Genomic DNA, 21,714 nt, shown 5'->3' on the forward strand with positions numbered 1-21,714 from the left:
TGTTTTAAGTTATGGCTTCCGATGGACACGTGATAATTCGAATCCAAGCATCAAAGACTATTAAAATACAGAAAAAGTCTATATGATGACGACCCCCGAATAGCACAACGCGATTTGGGGTGGATAACAACATCGCATATCACCATATTTTTTTGTGGGTACAGAGTTACACACATATGATGAGGAATGCCCTATATGGCGAATGACAACCAAAATCAAGTCTTAGACGAACAAACTGACGTTGTAAAACGTGTACGTAAGACCAAGCCAAAGGCAACTGAAGGTGGTTCTACTGCTAGCCTATTTGGTATCGAGCCTTATCAGCCTAAGAAAAACGAAGAATACATGTCGGAAGGACAGCTTGAGCATTTCCGTCAAATTTTATTGGCATGGAAAGCTGAGTTAATGTCTGAAGTGGATCGCACTTTAAATACCATGCAAGACGAAAACACTGCCCTACCTGATGTAAACGACCGCGCAACGCAAGAAGAAGAATTTGCGATTGAATTACGTACCCGTGACCGTGAACGTAAATTGATTCGTAAAATTGAGCAATCTATTGAAGCGATTAAAAACGATGACTATGGTTTCTGCGAAACGTGTGGTATCGAAATCGGTTTACGTCGTTTAGAAGCACGTCCAACTGCGACATTATGTATTGATTGCAAAACTTTAGCTGAGATTAAAGAAAAGCAAAATAACGGTTAATCGTGAGTTTAAGTAATCCCTCCCTGACCCTCCCTTTATTAAAGGGAGGGAAAGACGCAGCGAATTACGTGGGTCGGTTTGCGCCCTCGCCAACCGGCCCTTTGCATTTTGGTTCCCTGCTCACTGCAGTGGCAACTTACTGTGATGCGCGCAGCCACAACGGACGGTGGTTGGTACGCATCGAAGATACCGATATTCCCCGCATCTATCCCGGAAGTGAAGCGCATATTCTGCGCTGTATTGACGCATTTGGTTTTATCCCTGATGAGGAAATTATCTTTCAAAAAGACCGTTTAGATCTCTACGAAAATGTCTTGGCTGAATTACAGGCTCAAGACTTAGTCTATGCCTGCCAATGCACGCGTAAGATGCTCGGTTCTAATCATATTTATCAAGATAACTGCCGCAATTTACAACTCCCCTTTGCCAACCAAGCCATTCGTTTAAAAGTTGCAGATGTAGAAATTTGCTTTACAGATCGCTTACAAGGTCAGCATTGTTCTGCTTTAAAACGCGATTTAGGTGATTTTGTATTAAAGCGCCGTGATGGCATTATTAACTATCAATTGGCCGTCGTGGTGGATGATTATTTGCAAGGTGTCACCCATGTGGTACGCGGTGCAGATTTACTTGATAACACTGAACGCCAAATTTATCTAGGTGCTTTACTCGGTTATCCACGCCTTGATTATATGCATTTGCCTTTAGCCATGAATGATCAAGGACAAAAGCTGTCAAAACAAAATCTGGCTCAAGCCCTTGATATCAACCAAGCGCCACAACTGTTACAACAAGCCATTCATGCTTTACAGCAACCGAAAGTGGATACAGATCATCCTGAAATCATGTTAGCGCAAGCCATTGAACAATGGGATGTGAGCCGTATTCCGCATCAAATTGAGTTACAAGGTCATTACCTATAGCCCCAATTTTTTAGGTTAAGCTGAATCAAAAATAAGGAGAGAAAATTATGTTTTTTATTTTTGGTGTTGGCCCAAAGACCAAAGTGATCGAAAAAAATATGTTTGTGTGTCCTGTATGTCGCACACATAGCTCGTATGAATTGAAACAGCAGCGCAATTATTTTTCTTTATTTTTTATTCCGCTGATTCCATTGTCTAAAGCCAAAGCTGCTTTTGTAAAATGTCTCAATTGTGGTACCCAAATGCCGAGCGATGTATTGCAACATGCTCAGCAAAAAGGACCATTTGACTAGAAACTCGACTCTTCACGACTCGGGTTAATGCCTTGGGTTTGACTTTCAACTTTAAGAACTAAGCTGATCATCACCGCACACATAATTAAGGATGAACCACCATAACTAATAAATGGCAAGGTTAAGCCTTTGGTTGGCAGCAAGCCCATATTCATGCCTGCGTTCACTAAGATTTGCAGCAAGAAGATAATCGCCACACCATACACCAAATAGCCAGCACGTAAATACTGGTTGCGTAGCGCGCGGTGCGCAATCTTAATACAGCACGCCAACATGGTAAAACTTAAGCACATTAAAATCGCAAAGCCAAAGAAGCCAAATTCTTCTGCAAAAATCGCCAGCATAAAGTCAGTGTGCGCTTCTGGTAGATAAGACATTTTTTGCATACTATGCCCCAAACCAACCCCAAAGAACTCACCGCGACCAAAGGCCATCAATGCATTCGATAACTGATAGCCCACACCCAATTGGTCATCCCAGGGATTGGTAAAAGACATTAAACGCTCAAAACGATACGGTTCAAACAAAATTAATGCCACAAAGGCCAGTAAGATCACCACAAAGGCGACAGCAAATTGAATAATCGGTGCGCCTGCTAAGAAGAAAACACCGAGCATCATTAAGGCAATCACCACGGTTGCACCCAAGTCAGGCTCTAAAATAATAAAGCCCACGGTCAGCAGCATCACCACACCTAAACGGAATAGACCCGAGAGTTTACTTCTCACCTCTTCTGAACGGCGCACCACATAGTCTGCGGTAAAGATTGCCATAGCGACTTTAGCCACTTCCGTGGCTTGTAAGGTAAAGCCTGCCACCCGAATCCAACGCGTTGAACCGTTGACTTCAGTTCCGACCACCAACACAGCACCCAGTAGTAAAATCGTGGCAATCCAAATACTAAAGGCATTTTTAAACCACATTTCGAGGGGAACACGATAAGCCAATAACGCTGCCACAGCGGCAACGATAATGGAAATACCATGACGAATCACATAATGAAATGGATTCTCATGTAAACGATCGGCATACGGCATTGAAGCCGATGCGACCATAATCGAACCAATACACAGCAAAGCTAATACACAGAAAATTAAGGTATTACGCACCGTAATTTGCTCAGGCACTTTGGGTGCAATCTGGTCATAGCATTGTTGTATTTTGGCGATGGTTGTCTGAGCAAAGCCCACCATACCTGTTTCCTTTTCTTGTTATGCTTGTGACAATGCAGCAACGCACGCGACAAACGCATGACCACGTTGGCCATAACTTTTAAACATATCTAAACTTGCACATGCAGGTGAAAGTAACACCACATCATTCGCCTCAGCATGTTGCTGACACACTTGCACGGCTTGTTCTAAAGTATCCACGTTGACAAGTTCAGTCGTGCCTTGGATGGCTGTTTCAATCATCGCCCGATCCACACCTAGCAATACTGCAACTTTGGCATATTTGCTTAAAGCATCACGCAACGCTGTAAAATCTTGCCCTTTACCTTGACCGCCTAAAATAATCGCGACTTTACCACCTTGTGGCTCAATCGCTGCACCTAGACCATCAAGTGCGGCAAGGGTTGCGCCAATGTTTGTGCCTTTAGAGTCGTTGTAATAACGTACACCATTGATTTCTTGTACAAACTCACAGCGATGCTCTAAACCTTTAAAAGTTTTTAAGGTTTCTAACATCGATTGTAATGGCAAACCAATCGCTTCCCCTAATGCTAAACAAGCTAAAGCATTGGCAACATTATGTGTGCCTTGAATATACAGCTCAGAACTCTGAATTAAACGTTCACGACCACGCGCGAGCCACATCGTACCGTTGTCTTCACGTAACACACCATATTGATTCAAATCAGGTGCATTTAAGCCAAAGCTTTGCATAGGCGTGCTATCGGGTACTAATGGACGCGTTAATGAATCATCACGGTTAAACACTACTTTTTTTACGCCTTGGAAAATACGGTGTTTTGCCGTGTGATAGCCCATCATGTCGCCATGGCGATCAAGATGGTCTTCACTCATATTGAGTACCACAGCCACTTCAGCATTTAAATTCGATGTGGTTTCTAATTGAAAACTCGATAATTCTAGAACATACAGCTCAGGATCATCTTTAGTTAAATCCAATGCCGGACGACCTAAGTTACCACCAACTGCGACTTTTTTTCCGGCATCTTGCGCCATTAAGCCAAACAATGTAGTCACGGTACTTTTTGCATTAGAACCCGTAATCGCAACAATCGGTTTATCTGTGGCACGGCGTAAGATTTGAATCTCACTGACTACAGGAATGCCTTTGGCAAGCGCTGCTTGAATTTCTGGTAATTTTGGATCAAGCCCTGGGCTAATAATAATCTCTTCAGCCGACAATAAAAGTTCTGCATCAAACTTGCCAAAGCTGGTTTGTACCTCTTGTGGAATTTGATCATTGCCTGGTGGATTAGCGCGAGAGTCGGTTACGGCAACGCGGTAGCCTTTTTCATGCAAGAAATTCACCGCTGCAACACCCGAAATCCCTAGCCCTGCAACAACTTTGAGTCCGCCACGTTGTATTAACATTTGTCCCATCTCTTATCTTGGTTTTTGAACTGGCAAAATGTTAGCACTTTGCCTTTTGCTGTTTCAGCTTTTTTTGTGTCTGGGCGTAAAAAAGCCGCTCAAATGAGCGGCTTTTTCAGCTTGGCAGTTACTTCCATTTGACTGCTTGTACAGTAGGCTTTTTAGTTTCTGCCTCATCATCGGCAGAACAGCCACAGCTACCACCACAGCCTGCTGGCATAGCTGGTTTTAACCATTTGGCTAAACGTGGTAAACCTTGTTTTCCTGCCAAATTGGCGAGACTTAAAAAGAACTTAAAAGATGTCTTTGGAAACACCTTTTTAAATACCACCAATGTACTCCACAGTACCAATACAGCAATAATTAAACCTTCCACCATCTTTTAAGCTCCTATTATTTAAGCAAAGATTTTTGACGCAATTTGATAGGTTAAGAACGACATCAAATAAGCTAAACCAAATAGGTAAACAGTCATAAAGCCGACCGTTTTCCATGAACCTGTTTCACGACGCACGGTTGCTAAGGTCGCTAAACAATGTGGCGCATAGATAAACCAAACCAATAATGACAAACCTGTTGCCAATGACCAACCTAAGTCACCACCACTGCTGATTAAAGAAGCTAAACCTTCTGACATCGCATCTTCATCAACTGCAGATAATGCATATACGGTACCCAGTGCCGCAACCACCACTTCACGGGCTGCCATAGCAGGAATTAAGGCAATACAAATCTGCCAGTTAAAACCAAGTGGCGCAAAAATCGGTTGCATCAAATGACCGAGCATACCCGCAAAAGAATAGTCGATATCAGGTAAAGTTGCGCCATCTGGTGCTTGTGGGAAGGTACATAAGAACCACAGTAAAATAGACAAGGCAAAGATGATGCCACCCACACGCTTTAAGAAGATCTTGGCACGATCGAGTAGACCAATCCAAATGTTCTTTAAATCAGGTAAGCGATAACTTGGTAATTCCATCAGTAGCATATGTTGTGATTTGTCTTTTTGGAAAAACTTCAACACAAACGAAACCACCAACGCACTCACAATCCCCGCCATATACAAAGCAAAGAGCACTAAACCTTGTAAGTTAAAGATACCCCATACCGTTTGTGCAGGTACAAATGCCGCGATGAGGAGTGCATAAACTGGTAAACGTGCCGAACAAGTCATCAGTGGTGCCACAAAAATCGTGGTTAAACGGTCACGCGGATCGCTAATGGTACGTGATGCCATAATGCCGGGAATGGCACAGGCAAAACTTGATAATAACGGAATAAAAGCACGGCCTGAAAGACCAGCTTTATACATCAGTTTATCGAGTAAAAACGCTGCACGCGGTAAGTAACCTGATTCTTCTAATACCAAAATAAAGAAGAACAGAATTAAAATTTGTGGCAGGAAAATCACAACCCCACCCGCGCCAGCAATAATTCCATCGACCACTAAACTATTCAGCATTGGATGCGCAATATTCGCGCCAATGACTTCACCTAGCCAACCAAATAAAGCATCAATACCATCCATAAATGGTGCTGCCCAAGCAAATACCGCTTGGAAAATTACAAACATCATCACCGCAAGGCTGACTAAGCCAAGCACTGGATGTAAGAAAATTTTATCTAGGAAATCTGAACGTTTATCGTCTTGTTCTGCATAAACAATAACATCACTGAGCAACTGTTGTACTTTTTGATGCTGATCGCCTTTTAAACCTGTCAGTTCGGTATTGGGCAGGGAGAATTTACTTTGATCAAGCGCGTGTTTTAAGTTTTCTATGCCAGATTCACGTACCGCAACACTTTCCACCACAGGCACACCTAAACGCTGTGATAATTTTTGGGTGTTAATTTGCATGCCACGACGACGTGCTTCATCCATCATATTCAGTACAATCAGCATTGGGCGGCCAAGCTCAATCATCTCAAGCACTAAACCTAAATGCAGTTTTAAGTTAGTGGCATCCACCACACACAAAAAGGCATCTTGTTCGCGCTCTTCACTGAGCTTACCCAGCACTACATCACGGGTGACAGCTTCATCTGGACTGGTTGCATCTAAACTATAGGTACCAGGTAAATCCAAAACACGTACCGCTTGACCAGAAGGCAAGCTAAAGTTACCTACTTTGCGTTCTACCGTGACGCCCGCATAGTTGCCGACTTTTTGCCGTGTACCAGTTAAATGGTTAAAAAGAGAGGTTTTACCACAGTTTGGGTTACCAACAAGGGCAATACGTAGCGCATCACTCATGCGGCAGCTCCTTCAATCTCAATTTTTTCGGCTTCAACTTTACGTAGTGCGAAGCGGGTAAAACCAATTTGAATTAAAATTGGATCACCACCAAAAATGCCTTTGGTAATGACTTGCACTTGTGTGCCTGGAATAAAACCTAAGGTTTCTAAACGACTCGCGACGATATCGCTTTGGCTAGTGCCATCCAAAGTACGATGCACTTTGCGAATGATGGCAGTTTGCTTCACTTTCAACTCTGACAAACGCACGATTGAATCCTAAATACTTTTGCTCATTATACAAACAAATGAGAATAATTAACAAATAAGGTTTGCTTACATTTCGATTAGCTCTTATATCACATCGACACGTCACAAAAATTACACTAGAGTAGATAATATCTATCAGTTTTATCGCTTTAACAGATTAAAAAAACATGTCTTTAAATAAAAAACCACGCATTCCCGCAGCAGTACACATTCCCGAACATTTAGCTTTTTTGCATGGTTTTCGTGACAATTTAGTCGCGCAAACGGTAAGCCCGCATACCCGAAATGCCTATTTATCTGATTTAATTAAACTTGCTGACCTAAATCAAAAAATGCTGCCCGAATGGAGCAGTGATGATATTCAACAGGTATTACTGGCATTAAGCCAAAACGGGCAAAGTCCACGCTCTATTGCACGGACTTTATCGGCTTTGCGCTCATTTTTTAAATTTTTACGCGAACAAAAATTACGTAGCGACAACCCTGTTGCCAGTCATAAAACCCCAAAAATTGGACGCAACTTACCTAAAGATTTGTCTGAACAAGATGTGGATGCCCTGCTGCAAGCACCAAATATTAATAGTGCTTTAGGGTTACGCGACCGTGCCATGTTAGAAGTGTTATATGCCTCAGGTTTAAGGGTATCGGAATTACTCAATTTACGCCTTGATTTAATCAATCTCAATCAAGGCTATTTACGTGTCTTAGGTAAAGGCAATAAAGAGCGTTTAGTACCGCTAGGTCAACATGCCTGTATGTGGGTTGAAAAATATTTAAGCGATGCACGTTCACAGCTATATAAAACTGCCACTGACTTCGTGTTTTTGACCCAACATGGCGGCATTATGAGTCGACAGAATTTTTGGTACGCGATTAAGCGTTATGCCCTACAAGCAGGTATTCAAGCTGAGCTTTCGCCGCATACACTCAGACACGCCTTTGCTACCCATTTACTCAATCATGGTGCGGACTTACGTGTGGTGCAAATGCTGCTTGGACATAGTGATTTATCCACCACACAAATCTATACCCATGTGGCGCAAATTAGAATGCAACAGCTACATGCAACTCATCATCCACGCGGTTAATCGCAAAAAAATTAGCGTGGCGTGCATTTTTTGTTATGCTGTGCGATCTTTATTTGTCATACAACAAGGGTTAATGATGTCTTTTACCCGCGCCAAATTATTTTTAGCCTGCACTTTAAGCTTAAGTTTTGGCTTAAGCGCTTGCTCCAATTCTAATAACGAAGCTAAGCAAACAACACTAACTGCAAGTACTCCAGCGACTGGTGAAGCATCGAACTTAATTGAACGTAATGCTGAGCAACGTTTAATTAAAACCTTAGAGCAGCATTTTAAAACAGCCAATATCAAAGCCAAGGTGCTAGAAATTAAAGCCACAGAAGTACCTAACTTAGTCTGGGTTAGCCTAGAAGGTATGGGCTCAGTCTATGCCACCAGTGATGGTAAATATATTATTCAAGGCGATGTGATTCGCCTAGGTGATAAAACCTTGCATAACGTCAGTGAGTCTTTACAAGCTGAAGCCAATAAAAAGTTGCTCAGTCAGTTAAAGACTGAAGATCTCATCGTCTATCCAGCCAAAGCAAGCACCAAACACGTTATTTATGTGTTTACCGACATTAGCTGCCCATATTGCCATAAATTGCATGAACATATGGACGAGATCAATGCTAAAGGCATTGAAGTACGTTATATCGCATGGCCACGTGGCGAACAATTCATGCCAGCCATGCAAAGCGTATGGTGTAGCGACAACCGTCAAGCCGCCTTTGACCGTGCAATTCGTGGTGAACAACTTGCGCCAGCAACCTGTAGCAACCCTGTAAAAGCTCAATATGAAATGGGCCTTGCGATGGGTGTTAATGGTACACCAGCCATCTATAATAGTGAGGGTGTTTATTTAGGTGGTTACCTAACACCAGACGAATTAAGCAGTCGTTTAGATAACTAATTATTATTCTATAAATTACTGTTTTTTATGAGTGTAGATAAAGTTAACAGGATGCTAGAGTATCCTGTTTTTTTTAGCTATGATCTAGGCTCACTTAAAATTGGTAAATATGGAGTGTGACGTGAAACCAGTTCGTCTGGCAATCCTCGGTCTAGGTACTGTGGGTGGTGGTGCCCTTAAACTATTACAAGAAAATGCTGCTGAGATTAGACGTCGCACCGGTCGTGAAATTCAAATTACCTATGTGGGTACACGTCGTCCTCGTCCTGATTTAGATCTTGATCCTTCAGTGAAACAAAGTGCTGATTTACTCGATATCGTGCGTCAACCAGACGTTGATGTCGTGGTCGAAGTGATGGGCGGTATTCATCCTGCTTACGAAATCATTAAAGAAGCGATTTTGCATGGCAAACAAGTGGTGACTGCGAATAAAGCATTGCTTGCTGAACATGGTAATGAACTGTTTAAACTAGCCGACGACAATGCTGTGCAGATTGCTTACGAAGCAGCAGTGGCGGGTGGTATTCCAATTATTAAAGTGATGCGTGAAGGTTTAGCGGCAAACCGAATTGATTGGTTAGCCGGTATTATTAACGGTACAGGTAACTTTATCCTGACTGAAATGCGTGAAAAAGGTCGTGCTTTTGAAGACGTCTTAAAAGAAGCGCAAGAATTGGGTTATGCCGAAGCAGACCCTACTTTTGACGTCGAAGGCATTGATGCTGCACACAAACTGACCTTACTTGCCTCAATCGCGTTTGGTATTCCATTGCAATTTGATAAAGTCTTTACCGAAGGCATTAGTAAAGTCACTGCGCAAGATGTTAAATACGCTGAAGACTTAGGTTTCCGCATTAAACATTTAGGTATTGCCCGCCGTGCTGCCACAGGTATTGAGCTGCGTGTACACCCAACCTTAATTCCAGAAGATCAACTGATCGCCAATGTAAACGGGGTTAAAAATGCGGTACTTGTACAAGCCAATGCCGTTGGCCCAACACTGTACTACGGCGCTGGCGCTGGCGCTGGCCCAACAGCATCAGCGGTTGTGGCTGACGTAGTCGATATTGTACGCGATATTTCTTATACTGAAGATGGTGCAGGTACGATTCCACAGCTTGCTTTTGAAAGCTTAAGTGACTTACCTATTTTGCCACGCGAAGAGATGACCACAGGTTACTACATCCGTATTAATGCTGAAGATCAAACTGGCGTATTGGCAGATGTCACCACGATTTTAAGCCGTGCTGGTATTAGTATTGATGCCATCATGCAGCAATCTCGCTTAAAAGACCTTATTCCTATCGTGATCCTGACAGACCCTGTTAAGGAAGCGAAAATGGATGAAGCATTAAAGCAAATTCAAGCTCTTCCTGTCATTCATGGCGAAATTGTACGAATTCGTTTAGAATCGCTTGATAATTAATCGGGTTGGGGGGACTATATCCCCTCGCCAAGCTCTACCCACAATTGGAACATCATCATGTCGAATGCCAATCGTTATACTGGTTTAGTTGACCGCTATCGCGACCGTTTACCAGTGTCTGCAACTACCCCTGCCGTATCTTTAGGCGAAGGTAATACACCACTGATTAAGCTTGCGAATATTCCGCGCATTATTGGCAAAAATGTTGAAATTTATGTGAAGTACGAGGGCTTAAACCCGACTGGTTCATTTAAAGACCGTGGTATGACCATGGCGGTTACTAAAGCAGCCGAAGAAGGCTCTAAAGCGATTATCTGTGCCTCTACAGGTAACACTTCTGCTGCTGCTGCTGCATATGCTGCTCGTGCAGGTATGAAAGCATTTGTGCTGATCCCTGAAGGCAAAATTGCCATGGGTAAAATGGCACAAGCAATGATGTATGGTGCAATCACCATGCAAATCCGTGGTAACTTTGACGATGGTATGCGTCTTGTTAAAGAAATCGCTGATAAAGCACCGGTAACAATTGTAAACTCAATCAACCCGTACCGCTTACAAGGTCAAAAGACCATTGCTTACGAAATCGTAGACGAACTTGGCCGCGCACCTGATTATCACTGCCTACCAGTCGGTAACGCAGGTAACATCACTGCACACTGGATGGGTTATACCGAAGCTGTTGCTGATCAACCTAAAGATCAATTCGAGCAAGTGGTTTACGACCCTGCGACTGATGCCTTCACAGGTCCAAAACCTGAAGGTTTACCTGTAATGGTCGGTTACCAAGCATCTGGCGCAGCGCCATTCTTACGCGGTGCACCTGTTGAAAACCCAGAAACTGTTGCAACAGCAATTCGTATTGGTAATCCACAAAGCTGGAACCACGCCAAAGCGGTTGTTCGCGACTCTAAAGGTTGGTTTGATGAACTACAAGATGCTGAAATCTTAGAAGCACAGCGCTTACTTTCAATGTACGAAGGTGTATTCGTTGAACCTGCTTCTGCTGCATCGATTGGCGGTGCAATCCGCGACATCAAAGCAGGTAAAATTGCTGAAGGTTCTGTGATCGTATGTACTGTAACAGGTAACGGTCTAAAAGATCCTGACACAGCAATCAAACAATGTTCTGATGCAGTAATGCTGTCAATTGACGCGACTTTAGATCAAGTACGTGATTCAATTCTTTCAAATATGTAATTTATATTGAAAGCAAAAAGCCCTGCATTTGCAGGGCTTTTTTATGTTTAGCTTAAATTGCTTTAGGTAAGCTACTGGTCCAATTCATTAAACGAATGGCATCATTGTTACGTGCTTCTGTATTAATTGCCCCTAAAATCACCACCGCAACTGGACGATTGTTTAAGGTCGTATGCATCACCACACAACGTCCTGCTTCATTAATAAAGCCTGTTTTAGAGAGGTTAATGTTGTAGCCGCCATTACGCACTAAACCATTGGTGTTATTTGATTTTAATACACGATACCCTAAGTTAAAGTCATAACTTGGTGTGGTTGAAAACTGACGGATTAAGCCATATTGCGATGCAGTACTCACCAACACGCCTAAATCACGCGCTGATGCCACGTTAGCAGGATGTAAGCCTGTAGATTCTACAAAGCGGCTATTGTGCATGCCTAATTCTTTGGCCTTTGCATTCATCGCAGCGACAAAAGCGCTTTTACCACCCGGATAGGTACGTGCTAAGGCTGCCGCAGCTGGATTTTCAGACTTCATTAAAGCAAACAATAATGCTTCGGCGCGATTCATTTTATCGCCCACGCGTAGGGTAGAACTTGAGTTTTTACCACCTGCACCCGCAAAATCAATTGATTGCAAAGTAATGTTTTCACTCATATTTAAACGTGCATCTGCCGTCACCACCGCAGTCATCAGCTTCGTCACTGAGGCGATCGGTAAAGCAGCATTGGTATTTTTGCTATACAGCACTTCACCAGTATTGGCATCCATCACCAACGCTGCACGCGCATTGACTGAAGGTTGATTGCTATAACGATTGGTATCTAAAATTTGAACCGTGCTTTTGGGTGCGGTGGTGGTTGCTGTATTCTCTACACTACGTACAGTGGTGGTCACAGTCGTTTTTGCAGCTTCAATAGGCGCACGTAAAGTCGTAGTTGCCGTTACAGAACCTTGTGGAGATGGCTCATTATCATTTAAAAACTGACTAGCCTGTTCAGATGACCATGCCAGACTCGCTTGCGGTGGCGTGCTCCCCGAGGAGGAATTTACGATCAGCTCTGCAAAACTGGTCGAACTCATGCCAAGCAGCACAGATAGGCTCAACACATGCATTAACGATTTGTTAAATTTTTTCACAATCACTTACTCGTCTCAGGGAGGTAAGATACATTTGCGTATTACCTCAAATATGCCTTACATTTACAGCAACATACAAAATGTACAATCATTAGACTGTCACATTCTGCCTATCACTTGGGTATTGAATGCGGATAGGATTGCTAATTTTGTCGTTTCATTGCAAGCTTATTTTGCGTTATGTAACAAAAAAGATGAAAAATCATTCAGAGGGAGAAGCCAGTGATCACAGTTCTTGTAGTAGATGATCATGAGTTAGTTCGCACCGGCATCTGCCGCATGCTCGAAGACCATCTTGATGTACAAGTGATTGGGCAGGCAGAATCTGGTGAAGAAGCAATTAATTTGGTACGTCAACATCACCCCAATGTGGTGCTGTTAGATGTGAATATGCCAGGTATTGGCGGTGTGGAAACCACACGTCGCTTATTACAAACCGCACCTGACACCAAAGTATTAGCTGTCAGTGGTTTAGCTGAAGAGCCTTATCCTTCTTTACTGCTAAAAGCAGGTGCTAAAGGCTATATCACCAAAGGTGCACCAGTCACTGAAATGGTACGTGCCATTAAAAAAGTCATGCAAGGCGGCAAATATTTTAGTGCCGATATTGCAGAACAATTGGCCAGTTCGTATTTATCCGACACCCAACAATCACCATTTGATGCCTTATCTGAACGTGAGATGCAAGTGGCCATGATGGTGGTGAACTGTATTAGCGCTCAAGAAATTGCTGATAAGTTGTTTGTCAGTGTTAAAACGGTGAACACCTATCGCTATCGTATTTTTGAGAAACTCGGTTTAGACAGTGATGTAAAACTTACCCATTTGGCCATTCGTTATGGTCTGATCAAACCTTAATGGCACATGGTAAACAACTTAATCGCTATCATTTAGGGCGTTGGTACGCGTCCTATCGCTTTCTTATTGCCTTTAGTTTGTTGTTGATTGCATCACTTGGTCACTATAGTGATGCTTTATCTACACCCTATGCCAGTTCGCATCTATTTATTTTATTTTTATATTTTTTACTTAGCGCTGCACAATGGTTGATGCTGCGCTATGCGCATATTGCTGCCAGTTATCAACTGTTAGCCTTATTTATTGTTGATATTGGTATTTTAACCAGCTTAAGTTTTGCCAGTGACGGTGCCAATCTACAAGTCAGTTTGATGTTTGTGATGATGATCTTTACTGCCTCGTTATTACTAGAACGCCCTAAAGCCTTAACTGTGACTTTGGTTGCCGTGATTTGCGTGGTTTATCAGCATCTAATTGGTTCTTTATTTGATCTTAGCACCTCAATTAATAACATCAGTAATAGCGCTTTATTGGCGATTTTATTTTTCTGTGTCTATGCCTTAGGGCAGTTTTCTATTCGGCGTTTTGAAGTTTTAGAAAATGTGAATTTAAGTCAGGCACAAGAATTACGGCGCTTGCAAGATATTAGTAGCTATATTCTCGATCAAATTGAACATGGTTATTTGGTCTTAGATGAAAATTATCATGTTGTGCTGACGACCCCTGCAGCTTGTAATTTTTTAGGGATTTCTCCGATTCATGCTTATGAAAAGCAGCCCCTGTATAGCGTTCAACCCGACTTATTTGATTTTCTGCATTTAGAGCAGTTAGTTGAAGGCGAAAAGTTTCAATTTGAAGCCAAACAAAGCTTATATCAGTTGCAAATTCGCATTCAAAAGCTGCGGATTCCATATCAAACTTTAACTTTATTGGTACTTGAAGATGCCCGAATTATTAATCAGCGGGTACAACAACTCAAACTTGCAGCATTGGGGCAATTATCAGCGAGTATTGCCCATGAAATTCGCAATCCTTTAGCTGCGATTGTACAGGCCAACGAATTAAGTCGTGAAAGTGATGCCACACAGCAAGCCATGCTGAGTCAATTAATCAGTAAACAAGCCACACGCATCAATCGAATTATTGAAGATACCTTAAATATGGTGCGTAATCGCGATACTAGCAGCACATTTATTGATTTGGAAAGTTTTATCCCTGCTTGCTTAAATGAAAACTTCGCCAACTCCATCACAAAAATGAATTACAAAATTGAGAATAATGTCACAATTTCATTTAATGAAGATCAATTACGTCAAGTTTTAATCAACCTAGTGCGTAATGCCTTACATCATAATCAATCAAGCGACAATAACATTGAATTAGAGGTCTATACTCAGCATAATCACGTACGGATTGAAGTTCGTGACTTTGGTTCAGGCGTAGCAAGCAGCGATATTGCCTCCCTATTTCAGCCATTTTTTAGTACAGAAATTAATGGTACTGGTCTAGGCTTATATCTATCCCATAGTTTTTGTGAAGCCAATCAAGCCAAACTGCACTATGTAGAACAACAACAAGGGGCATGCTTTCGTATTGAATGCTTACGCGTCCATCATGCTTAATTCAATTGGGGTGTCACAGTGGATGTAAAACCACTTATTTTATTTGTTGATGATGAAGAAGACCTGTGTATGTTGATGCAAATGAGCTTAAGTCGTATGGGAATCGACTGCCATATTGCACATGGGGTTTACCAAGCACGTAAATTGTTACAACAGCAGCAATACGATGCCTGCTTAACCGATTTAAATATGCTTGATGGGTCAGGCTTAGAATTAGTGGCGCATATTGCAGCGCATTATCCACAGCTGCCTGTGGCGGTATTAAGCGCCTACGGCAATATGGATATTGCCATTGCTGCGCTCAAAGCAGGTGCTTTTGATTTCGTCAGTAAACCTGTGAATCAAGTGCAGTTACAACAATTACTCACCCAAGCGCTGAATCAACCGATTCAAGCTGCGGATTTACCTAAACAACAATTGATTGAAGAACAAATGTTGATTGGTCACTCCTCTGCAATTCAGCATTTACGCCAAACCATTCAAAAGATTGCTCGTTCACAAGCTCCTGTTTTTATTCACGGTGAATCAGGTACAGGTAAAGAAGTCGTTGCGAATTTGGTACATAAGCTCAGTAATCGTCACCAAGGGCCATTTGTAGCGATTAACTGTGGTGCTATTCCAACTGAACTGATGGAAAGTGAACTGTTTGGGCATAAAAAAGGTAGTTTTACTGGTGCCAATCAAGACAAACAAGGTTTGTTACAAGCGGCAGATGGTGGCAGTCTATTTTTAGATGAATTGGCCGAATTACCATTGGCCATGCAAGTTAAGTTACTACGTGCTGTGCAAGAGAAAAAGATTCGTCCGATTGGTGGCGAACAAGAAATTGCCGTTGATTTTAGGATTATTAGCGCCACGCATCAAAATCTAGAACAGCTAGTACAACAAGGAAAATTTAGACAAGATCTATTTTTCCGGATTCATGTCATGGATTTGTATTTGCCGCCCTTACGTGAGCGTGGCGAGGATATTTTATTATTAGCGCAGCATTTTATTGAAAAAATTAGCCAAGAATGGCAAATCTCAGCTAAGGTTCTCACCCCAGCAGCACGAGATTTTCTATTACAACAACACTTCCCAGGTAATGTACGCGAATTGCGCAACATCATGGAACGCGCTCTCACTTTATGTGACAGTGATCAGATTGATATTGAGCATTTACAAGGCTCTAATGCACGTAATCTCAGTATTTTACTGGCAAAACCTGTAAGTCCTATCCAAGATGTACCTGTAAATTTACACAATAACATTGCTAAACAAAGCTTGCCGCAAGAAGGTTTGGAGCAACATTTAGAAAATATTGAAAAACAAATCTTACTTGATGCGCTTAACTTAACCCATTGGAACCGTACTTTAGCCGCCAAAAAGCTTGGCATGTCGTTCCGCTCATTGCGTTACCGCTTAAAGAAATTTGGTTTAGATACCGAAGATGAATAAGCTCTAGCGTGTGGCTAACATTTCTCCCACACGTTCTAAATAATTTTGCTCACTCATGCCCAATTGCATGGCATAGCTTTGGTTGGGCTGAATCCCCAGCCCTTCAATCATTTGTCCATTTGGGGTGTAATAATGCGCGACCGTCATTTGCAAGGCTGCACCATTCGACAGTGGAAATAGTTTTTGTACCACACCCTTACCATAGCTCTTTTCACCAATGACCCAAGCGCGCTTATGCACTTTCATAGCGGCAGTAAACACTTCCGCTGCCGAAGCAGAACGAGCATTGATTAAAATACCTACTTTAAGGTCATTGAGTTCATTGCTCGGTAGCGCTTGAAATTGTTGTTCACCTTCGGAACGACTTTTGGTGACCACAATTAAACCTTGATTTAAAAATAGATCCGCAGTTTCGACCGCAGCTGATAACAACCCCCCAGGGTTATTGCGCAGATCAATGAGTACCGCTTTAGGATGCTCTGCACTATATTGCTCAATAATGGCTTTGAGCTCATTGGCTGTATCTTGCTGAAATACCTTTAGCTTGACCAATAGCACTTTATTACTCAGCATTTGCGCCTGAATCGCGGTATCAATTTTTTTATTACGCACAATCTGCAACTGCTGGCTATTGGCTGCTAGCTGTAAGCTTAAGCTCGAGGCAATGCTACCTGTGAGTAAAGAATTGACTTGGTCATGATTCAAATTTTTGATTTCTTGACCATCAATTTTAAACACTGTCACGCCATTTCTTAAGCCTTGTTTGGCAGAATCAGCATTTGCTTGTAAGCCTGCAATCACCCATTGTTGATGTTGCTGATTGTATTCAAGTTCAAAATCTACCGTAGCGATTTCGCCTTCGGTATATTGAATCAGTTGTTTATAATCTTCTGGGCTTAAATAACGCGAATAACGATCTAAACCCGAAACCATACCCTGAATCGCCAGTTGGAATAAGGCATTATCAGATTTATGATCTACGTAATTGTCTTTGACAATACCATAGATGTGTACAAATTCTTGAATAGATTCAACGGGTACTTCTAAATAAGATTGCTCAAATTCGGGTGCTGCTGCACCCGAATTGACCGCGCCATGACCCAAACTAGCAAACATCGCTAAACACAGCGCTCCATATTTCCAGTGGGTCATAGCGACTCCTTTTATTTTAAAGTAATCAAGTTACGGCCTTGCATTTCAGCAGGAATCGGTAATTGCATTAAGCTGAGTAGGGTCGGTGCAACATCAGCCAAAACACCACCCTCAGCAATCTCAGCTTGAGTTGGGCCCACATAGATAAACGGTACCAATTCAGTGGTATGTTGTGTATGTACCTGACCGCTTTGGTAATCTTGCATTTGCTCTACGTTACCATGATCGGCAGTAATCAGCATATGACCACCTTTGGCCATCACAGCATCATAAACACGGCCTAAGCAAGTATCGACTGCTTCAACTGCTTTTACCGCAGCATCAAATACACCAGTATGACCCACCATATCACCGTTAGCATAGTTTACTACCAGCAAGTCAAACTCGCCTGAGTTGATTGCCGCAACCAATTCATCCGTTACTTCAAATGCGCTCATTTCTGGCTTTAAGTCATATGTTGCAACGGTTGGCGATGGGATTAAAATACGTTTCTCACCTGGGTATTCGTCTTCACGACCACCACTAAAGAAGAAGGTTACATGCGCGTATTTTTCAGTTTCGGCAATACGTAACTGAGTTTTACCCAAACCCGATAAGTATTCACCAATTGAATTGACTAAATCTTCAGGCATGTAAGCCACAGGCGCATCAATGCTGGCTTGGTAGCGCGTTAACATTACAAACTTAGCTAAAGCAGGTACGACTTTACGTTCAAAGCCAGCAAAGTCTTTTTCTACAAAAGCCTTGGTGATTTCGCGTGCACGGTCGGCACGGAAGTTCATAAACACGACGCTGTCGTTGTCTTGAATCGCTGCAACATCGCCAATACGAGTAGCTTTGACAAATTCATCTGATTCTTCTGCAGCATAAGCTAATTCTAAGCCTTCAACCGCAGTTGCCGCAGTACGTGCCGCTTCACCTTCAGTCAATAAACGATAGGCTTGTTCTACGCGATCCCAACGGTTGTCACGGTCCATGGCAAAGTAACGACCAATCATAGTCGCAATACGACCTTGATTTGGGTACTTAGCAAATAAAGCATCTAGTTTTTGTAATGATGGTTCAGCACTACGTGGTGGGGTATCACGACCATCTAAAAAGGCATGTAGATACACTTTGGCACCGCGCTTAAGCGCAAGTTCCGCCATTGCGACGATATGGTCTTCGTGTGAATGCACACCACCTTCAGATAACAAACCTAAAAGATGAACCGCACCACCTGTGGCTTTAGCTTTTTCTACCGCGTCGACTAAAACTTCATGCTTAAAGAAATCACCAGTACGGATGTCTTTGGTAATACGGGTAAAGTCTTGATATAACACACGGCCAGCGCCAAGGTTCATATGGCCAACTTCTGAGTTACCCATTTGACCATCAGGTAAACCCACGTCCTCACCCGAACCTGAGATTAAACCATGCGGATGTTTTTGCTGCATTGCCGTTAAATTTGGGCGTGCAGCCGCTAAAAACGCATTATCTTCAATTGCTTCGCGGTGACCCACACCATCCATAATCACTAATACGTGCGGGATTTTGCCAGCAGTTGCATCCGTCATAACCAATACTCTTGTGTCTACAAATTAAGCTCTATCTTACCCAATTTTTGGGTCAGACTCTATGTTTGGCTCATGGAGAAAACCTGAGCCAAAGATTGTTTTCTTCAATATTTAGCGGGCGCGATGTAATAAATAACCACCCACCACAAACATGAAAATAATCGGAATAAATACAAACCATGCAGGCGATGGCGAATAGACCAAACTTGCATAGCCCAAGAAATCTTGTAAATAGAAGAAGGTTAAGCCCACAAATAAAGCAATCACTAAACGGAAGCCCATGGATTGTTGACGCAGCGGGCCAAAGATAAACGAGCAAGCAATCACCACCAACGCAATTAAGGCAAATGGTGCACCCAATTTTTGCCAAAAGGCCAATTGATAGGTCTTCGGCACTTGGCTATATTCATGCATATAGCCCATAAAACTCACCAACTGACTTGGCGATAAATCTTCTGGGTCAATGGTGACCATATGTACGTACTTAGGTTGTAAAGCCAAGGCTAAATCTGTGTTGGCTGCTTTATTTAAACTGGCATTGCCTGCTGCTAATACATTCATTTCTTGGGTGTTTTGTAAGCGCCATTGCCCATCTTGAACAAACTGACCTTGCTCGGCCATTAAAGTGCCACGCAGACGATAATCATTATCAAAGTCAGTTACTTGCACATTGCGTAATTCGCCTTGCGAATTGGCATAGTCAATATAAATAAAACGCTGCCCTTCACGGCTCCAATAGCCTTTGACTTCACCCAGCTCTGCAACAGCACGATGACTTTTGACGCTTTTGGCTTGCTCCGAGCTATATGGAATCACCCATTCACTTAAGGCAAAAGATAACACCACCAACAATAAGGCCGAGCGAATCACCCACCCTACAATGCGCCACAAACTTACTCCTGCGGCACGCATGACAATTAATTCACTATTTGATGCAAGTGTGCCTAAACCGAGTACCGCACCAATTAATGCAGAGATGGGTAGAATTTCATATAAGGCACTTGGCGCGCCCCATAGCACATAGATTAAGGCATCTAATGCACCATAGCCGTCTTTGAGCTCACCCAGTTCACCTAAATAGGTAAACAGGATTTGCAGACCTGATAATACGGCTGTAGCCCCTAACATCGCTAAAGCTGTCGTTTGGGTCACATGTTTGGCAACAATACGACGTGCAAGCATTTTTATGACCTCACTTAGCTAACTTTTTACGAATTTTAGGTGCAAGGCTTTGCTTACGTGAAAACAGCATACCGGCTGCGCCATAGACAAACAGCACCAATGGATAAGCCCACATGCCCATTTCTTGTTTACTCATTCGAGTTTTCACTGCCATTAAGGCCACAATTAAACTGGCAAAAATAAGCAATGCCGGAAACAGCTTTAAGTAACGTCCTTGACGTGGACTGACTTCAGAGAGCGCAGTTGCCAAAATCAAAGCAATCACAATGGCAAAGGGCACAAAGATCCGCCAACCGAGCTCACTGGCGACGACAGGATCTTGGCGATTTTTCCAAAGTTCTGTGGTGGTTAACGCTTCCACTTCGGTGCTTTCAAATTTGGCTTCTTTGTCACTTTCTAAACGTAAACGATAATTTTCAAATTCGGCTTGGCTATATTTAGCTGTACCCGGATAAATCTCATAACGACGACCAGCCGTTAAATCCACTACGTTGGCATTATCATTTTCAATTTCAACACGGGTGGCTTCTTTAGCCAAAATCATCACATCAGGTTTGCCCTCTTTGGTGGCACGCTGATAGAAGAAAATGTCTTTTAAATTTTTACGATCTTCAGATAAATCACCGGCATAAATGGTGTATTGCCCCGATGAGATAAATTCTTTAGGACGAACTAAGTCAAAGCCAGTACGTACCGCTTGCGTGCTGGTCAGTTGTTCAAACTGACGAATACCCCACGGCGCCATCCATAACATTAAGGCGGCTTGTACCGCTAAAAAACCGACCGTCATTGGAATCAGTAAGCGTGATAAACGGTTACGACTCATGCCGCTGCCATTCAGTACCGCCATTTCATGGTCGACATATAAACGCCCAAACACCAACATCAAGCCAATAAAGAAGCCCAGTGGAAGAATTAAGGTTAAAAACTCAGGTAAACGATAGCCGATAATGCTAAACAAAATACTGGCATCCAAACGCCCTTGCGCTGCCACACCAAAGTATTTGATCAGTCGACCGCCCATCATAATTAAGGTCAGTAAAGCAATCACCACCAAGGAGGTCGACACGACTTGCTTGACCAGATAACGCCGAATAATCAAATTAATTCTTCCAAAAAATGCCCGAATAAACTCGCATTAGTTTACCCGAATGTTGAAAATATAAAACCTGCTTGTTGAAACTCTACACATCCACGAGTTTCAGTGGTTTAATGGATCATAAAACTTTAAAA

General features: G+C 42.6%; 19 protein-coding genes and 2 pseudogenes. 11 read left to right on the plus strand and 10 right to left on the minus strand.

Going from position 1 to position 21,714, the window contains the following annotated elements:
• Positions 1–195 precede the first annotated feature (195 nt).
• From dksA to CYK47_RS07535, 3 genes are read left to right on the plus strand one after another with little or no spacing between them, the layout of a single operon-like run.
• Positions 196–708: an RNA polymerase-binding protein DksA gene (dksA, locus tag CYK47_RS07525; RefSeq protein ID WP_122900402.1), complete on the plus strand. Its 513-nt coding sequence runs from the start codon at positions 196–198 to the stop codon at positions 706–708.
• Positions 709–731: 23 nt separating this feature from the next.
• Positions 732–1,631: a tRNA glutamyl-Q(34) synthetase GluQRS gene (gene gluQRS / locus CYK47_RS07530; protein WP_252150262.1), complete on the plus strand. Its 900-nt coding sequence runs from the start codon at positions 732–734 to the stop codon at positions 1,629–1,631.
• A gap of 47 nt (positions 1,632–1,678) precedes the next feature.
• On the plus strand, positions 1,679–1,924 hold the full coding sequence (locus tag CYK47_RS07535; RefSeq protein ID WP_122900406.1) for a zinc ribbon domain-containing protein: 246 nt from the start codon (positions 1,679–1,681) through the stop codon (positions 1,922–1,924).
• On the opposite strand, the gene ftsW is transcribed toward CYK47_RS07535, so the two are convergent.
• From ftsW to CYK47_RS07560, 5 genes are all read right to left on the minus strand, one after another.
• Positions 1,921–3,117: a putative lipid II flippase FtsW gene (gene ftsW / locus CYK47_RS07540; protein ID WP_122900408.1), complete on the minus strand. Its 1,197-nt coding sequence runs from the start codon at positions 3,115–3,117 to the stop codon at positions 1,921–1,923. The genes CYK47_RS07535 and ftsW overlap by 4 nt on opposite strands.
• A gap of 18 nt (positions 3,118–3,135) precedes the next feature.
• Positions 3,136–4,488 carry a UDP-N-acetylmuramoyl-L-alanine--D-glutamate ligase gene (murD, locus tag CYK47_RS07545; protein ID WP_122900410.1) on the minus strand — a complete coding sequence of 451 codons (1,353 nt, stop codon included), beginning with the start codon at positions 4,486–4,488 and terminating at the stop codon, positions 3,136–3,138.
• A gap of 127 nt (positions 4,489–4,615) precedes the next feature.
• Positions 4,616–4,867 (minus strand): DUF6587 family protein, encoded by a 252-nt coding sequence (locus CYK47_RS07550; RefSeq protein WP_122900412.1) that lies wholly within the window; start codon positions 4,865–4,867, stop codon positions 4,616–4,618.
• A gap of 18 nt (positions 4,868–4,885) precedes the next feature.
• Positions 4,886–6,742, minus strand: coding sequence for a ferrous iron transporter B (gene feoB, locus CYK47_RS07555; protein ID WP_122900414.1), 1,857 nt, complete (start codon positions 6,740–6,742; stop codon positions 4,886–4,888).
• Positions 6,739–6,993, minus strand: coding sequence for a FeoA family protein (locus CYK47_RS07560; protein ID WP_122900416.1), 255 nt, complete (start codon positions 6,991–6,993; stop codon positions 6,739–6,741). The genes feoB and CYK47_RS07560 overlap by 4 nt, the downstream gene beginning before the upstream one ends.
• Before the next feature lie 167 nt (positions 6,994–7,160).
• On the opposite strand from CYK47_RS07560, the gene xerD reads away from it, so the two are divergent.
• The 4 genes from xerD (at position 7,161) to thrC (ending at position 11,593) form a co-directional block, all read left to right on the plus strand.
• Positions 7,161–8,081 (plus strand): site-specific tyrosine recombinase XerD, encoded by a 921-nt coding sequence (gene xerD / locus CYK47_RS07565; protein ID WP_122900418.1) that lies wholly within the window; start codon positions 7,161–7,163, stop codon positions 8,079–8,081.
• A 76-nt stretch (positions 8,082–8,157) separates the two neighbouring features.
• On the plus strand, positions 8,158–8,970 hold the full coding sequence (locus CYK47_RS07570) for a DsbC family protein (protein WP_122900515.1): 813 nt from the start codon (positions 8,158–8,160) through the stop codon (positions 8,968–8,970).
• 121 nt (positions 8,971–9,091) lie between these two features.
• Positions 9,092–10,396, plus strand: coding sequence for a homoserine dehydrogenase (locus CYK47_RS07575; RefSeq protein ID WP_122900420.1), 1,305 nt, complete (start codon positions 9,092–9,094; stop codon positions 10,394–10,396).
• Between the two features lie 57 nt (positions 10,397–10,453).
• Positions 10,454–11,593, plus strand: a complete 1,140-nt coding sequence (gene thrC, locus CYK47_RS07580) for a threonine synthase (RefSeq protein ID WP_122900422.1) — start codon at positions 10,454–10,456, stop codon at positions 11,591–11,593.
• A gap of 52 nt (positions 11,594–11,645) precedes the next feature.
• On the opposite strand, the gene CYK47_RS07585 is transcribed toward thrC, so the two are convergent.
• Entirely contained in the window at positions 11,646–12,734 is a 1,089-nt protein-coding gene (locus CYK47_RS07585; protein WP_164709165.1) for a serine hydrolase family protein, read from the minus strand.
• 222 nt (positions 12,735–12,956) lie between these two features.
• Between CYK47_RS07585 and gacA the strand changes: the two genes are divergently transcribed.
• From gacA to CYK47_RS15890, 4 genes and pseudogenes are all read left to right on the plus strand, one after another.
• Positions 12,957–13,592: a response regulator transcription factor GacA gene (gacA, locus tag CYK47_RS07590; RefSeq protein ID WP_122900424.1), complete on the plus strand. Its 636-nt coding sequence runs from the start codon at positions 12,957–12,959 to the stop codon at positions 13,590–13,592.
• Positions 13,592–15,154 (plus strand): sensor histidine kinase, encoded by a 1,563-nt coding sequence (locus CYK47_RS07595; protein ID WP_122900426.1) that lies wholly within the window; start codon positions 13,592–13,594, stop codon positions 15,152–15,154. Before gacA ends, CYK47_RS07595 begins: the two co-directional genes overlap by 1 nt.
• A gap of 69 nt (positions 15,155–15,223) precedes the next feature.
• Positions 15,224–16,318: pseudogene (locus CYK47_RS07600) on the plus strand (sigma-54-dependent transcriptional regulator); the annotation flags it as partial.
• A 99-nt stretch (positions 16,319–16,417) separates the two neighbouring features.
• A pseudogene (locus tag CYK47_RS15890) lies at positions 16,418–16,591 on the plus strand (helix-turn-helix domain-containing protein); the annotation flags it as partial.
• Positions 16,592–16,594: 3 nt separating this feature from the next.
• Here the strand turns inward: CYK47_RS15890 and CYK47_RS07605 are convergent.
• The 4 genes from CYK47_RS07605 to lptF form a co-directional block, all read right to left on the minus strand.
• Positions 16,595–17,743: a S41 family peptidase gene (locus tag CYK47_RS07605; RefSeq protein ID WP_122900430.1), complete on the minus strand. Its 1,149-nt coding sequence runs from the start codon at positions 17,741–17,743 to the stop codon at positions 16,595–16,597.
• Between the two features lie 11 nt (positions 17,744–17,754).
• Entirely contained in the window at positions 17,755–19,299 is a 1,545-nt protein-coding gene (gpmI, locus tag CYK47_RS07610; protein WP_122900432.1) for a 2,3-bisphosphoglycerate-independent phosphoglycerate mutase, read from the minus strand.
• Positions 19,300–19,410: 111 nt separating this feature from the next.
• Positions 19,411–20,481 carry an LPS export ABC transporter permease LptG gene (lptG, locus tag CYK47_RS07615; RefSeq protein WP_122900434.1) on the minus strand — a complete coding sequence of 357 codons (1,071 nt, stop codon included), beginning with the start codon at positions 20,479–20,481 and terminating at the stop codon, positions 19,411–19,413.
• Positions 20,482–20,491: 10 nt separating this feature from the next.
• A complete protein-coding gene (gene lptF / locus CYK47_RS07620; protein ID WP_122900436.1) occupies positions 20,492–21,583 on the minus strand; it encodes an LPS export ABC transporter permease LptF in 1,092 nt (363 codons plus the stop codon).
• Positions 21,584–21,714 lie beyond the last annotated feature (131 nt).

It is taken from the genome of Acinetobacter sp. B51(2017) (assembly GCF_003711395.1).
Taxonomy (GTDB): domain Bacteria; phylum Pseudomonadota; class Gammaproteobacteria; order Pseudomonadales; family Moraxellaceae; genus Acinetobacter.

Bases quoted from the DNA above. Each gene is read 5' to 3' on its own strand.
- dksA (WP_122900402.1), top strand. From the start codon at position 196: ATGGCGAATGACAACCAAAATCAAGTCTTAGACGAACAAACTGACGTT.
- CYK47_RS07535 (WP_122900406.1), top strand. From the start codon at position 1,679: ATGTTTTTTATTTTTGGTGTTGGCCCAAAGACCAAAGTGATCGAAAAA.
- ftsW (WP_122900408.1), bottom strand. From the start codon at position 3,117: ATGGTGGGCTTTGCTCAGACAACCATCGCCAAAATACAACAATGCTAT.
- murD (WP_122900410.1), bottom strand. From the start codon at position 4,488: ATGTTAATACAACGTGGCGGACTCAAAGTTGTTGCAGGGCTAGGGATT.
- CYK47_RS07550 (WP_122900412.1), bottom strand. From the start codon at position 4,867: ATGGTGGAAGGTTTAATTATTGCTGTATTGGTACTGTGGAGTACATTG.
- feoB (WP_122900414.1), bottom strand. From the start codon at position 6,742: ATGAGTGATGCGCTACGTATTGCCCTTGTTGGTAACCCAAACTGTGGT.
- xerD (WP_122900418.1), top strand. From the start codon at position 7,161: ATGTCTTTAAATAAAAAACCACGCATTCCCGCAGCAGTACACATTCCC.
- CYK47_RS07570 (WP_122900515.1), top strand. From the start codon at position 8,158: ATGTCTTTTACCCGCGCCAAATTATTTTTAGCCTGCACTTTAAGCTTA.
- thrC (WP_122900422.1), top strand. From the start codon at position 10,454: ATGTCGAATGCCAATCGTTATACTGGTTTAGTTGACCGCTATCGCGAC.
- CYK47_RS07595 (WP_122900426.1), top strand. From the start codon at position 13,592: ATGGCACATGGTAAACAACTTAATCGCTATCATTTAGGGCGTTGGTAC.
- CYK47_RS07605 (WP_122900430.1), bottom strand. From the start codon at position 17,743: ATGACCCACTGGAAATATGGAGCGCTGTGTTTAGCGATGTTTGCTAGT.
- gpmI (WP_122900432.1), bottom strand. From the start codon at position 19,299: ATGACGGATGCAACTGCTGGCAAAATCCCGCACGTATTAGTGATTATG.
- lptG (WP_122900434.1), bottom strand. From the start codon at position 20,481: ATGCTTGCACGTCGTATTGTTGCCAAACATGTGACCCAAACGACAGCT.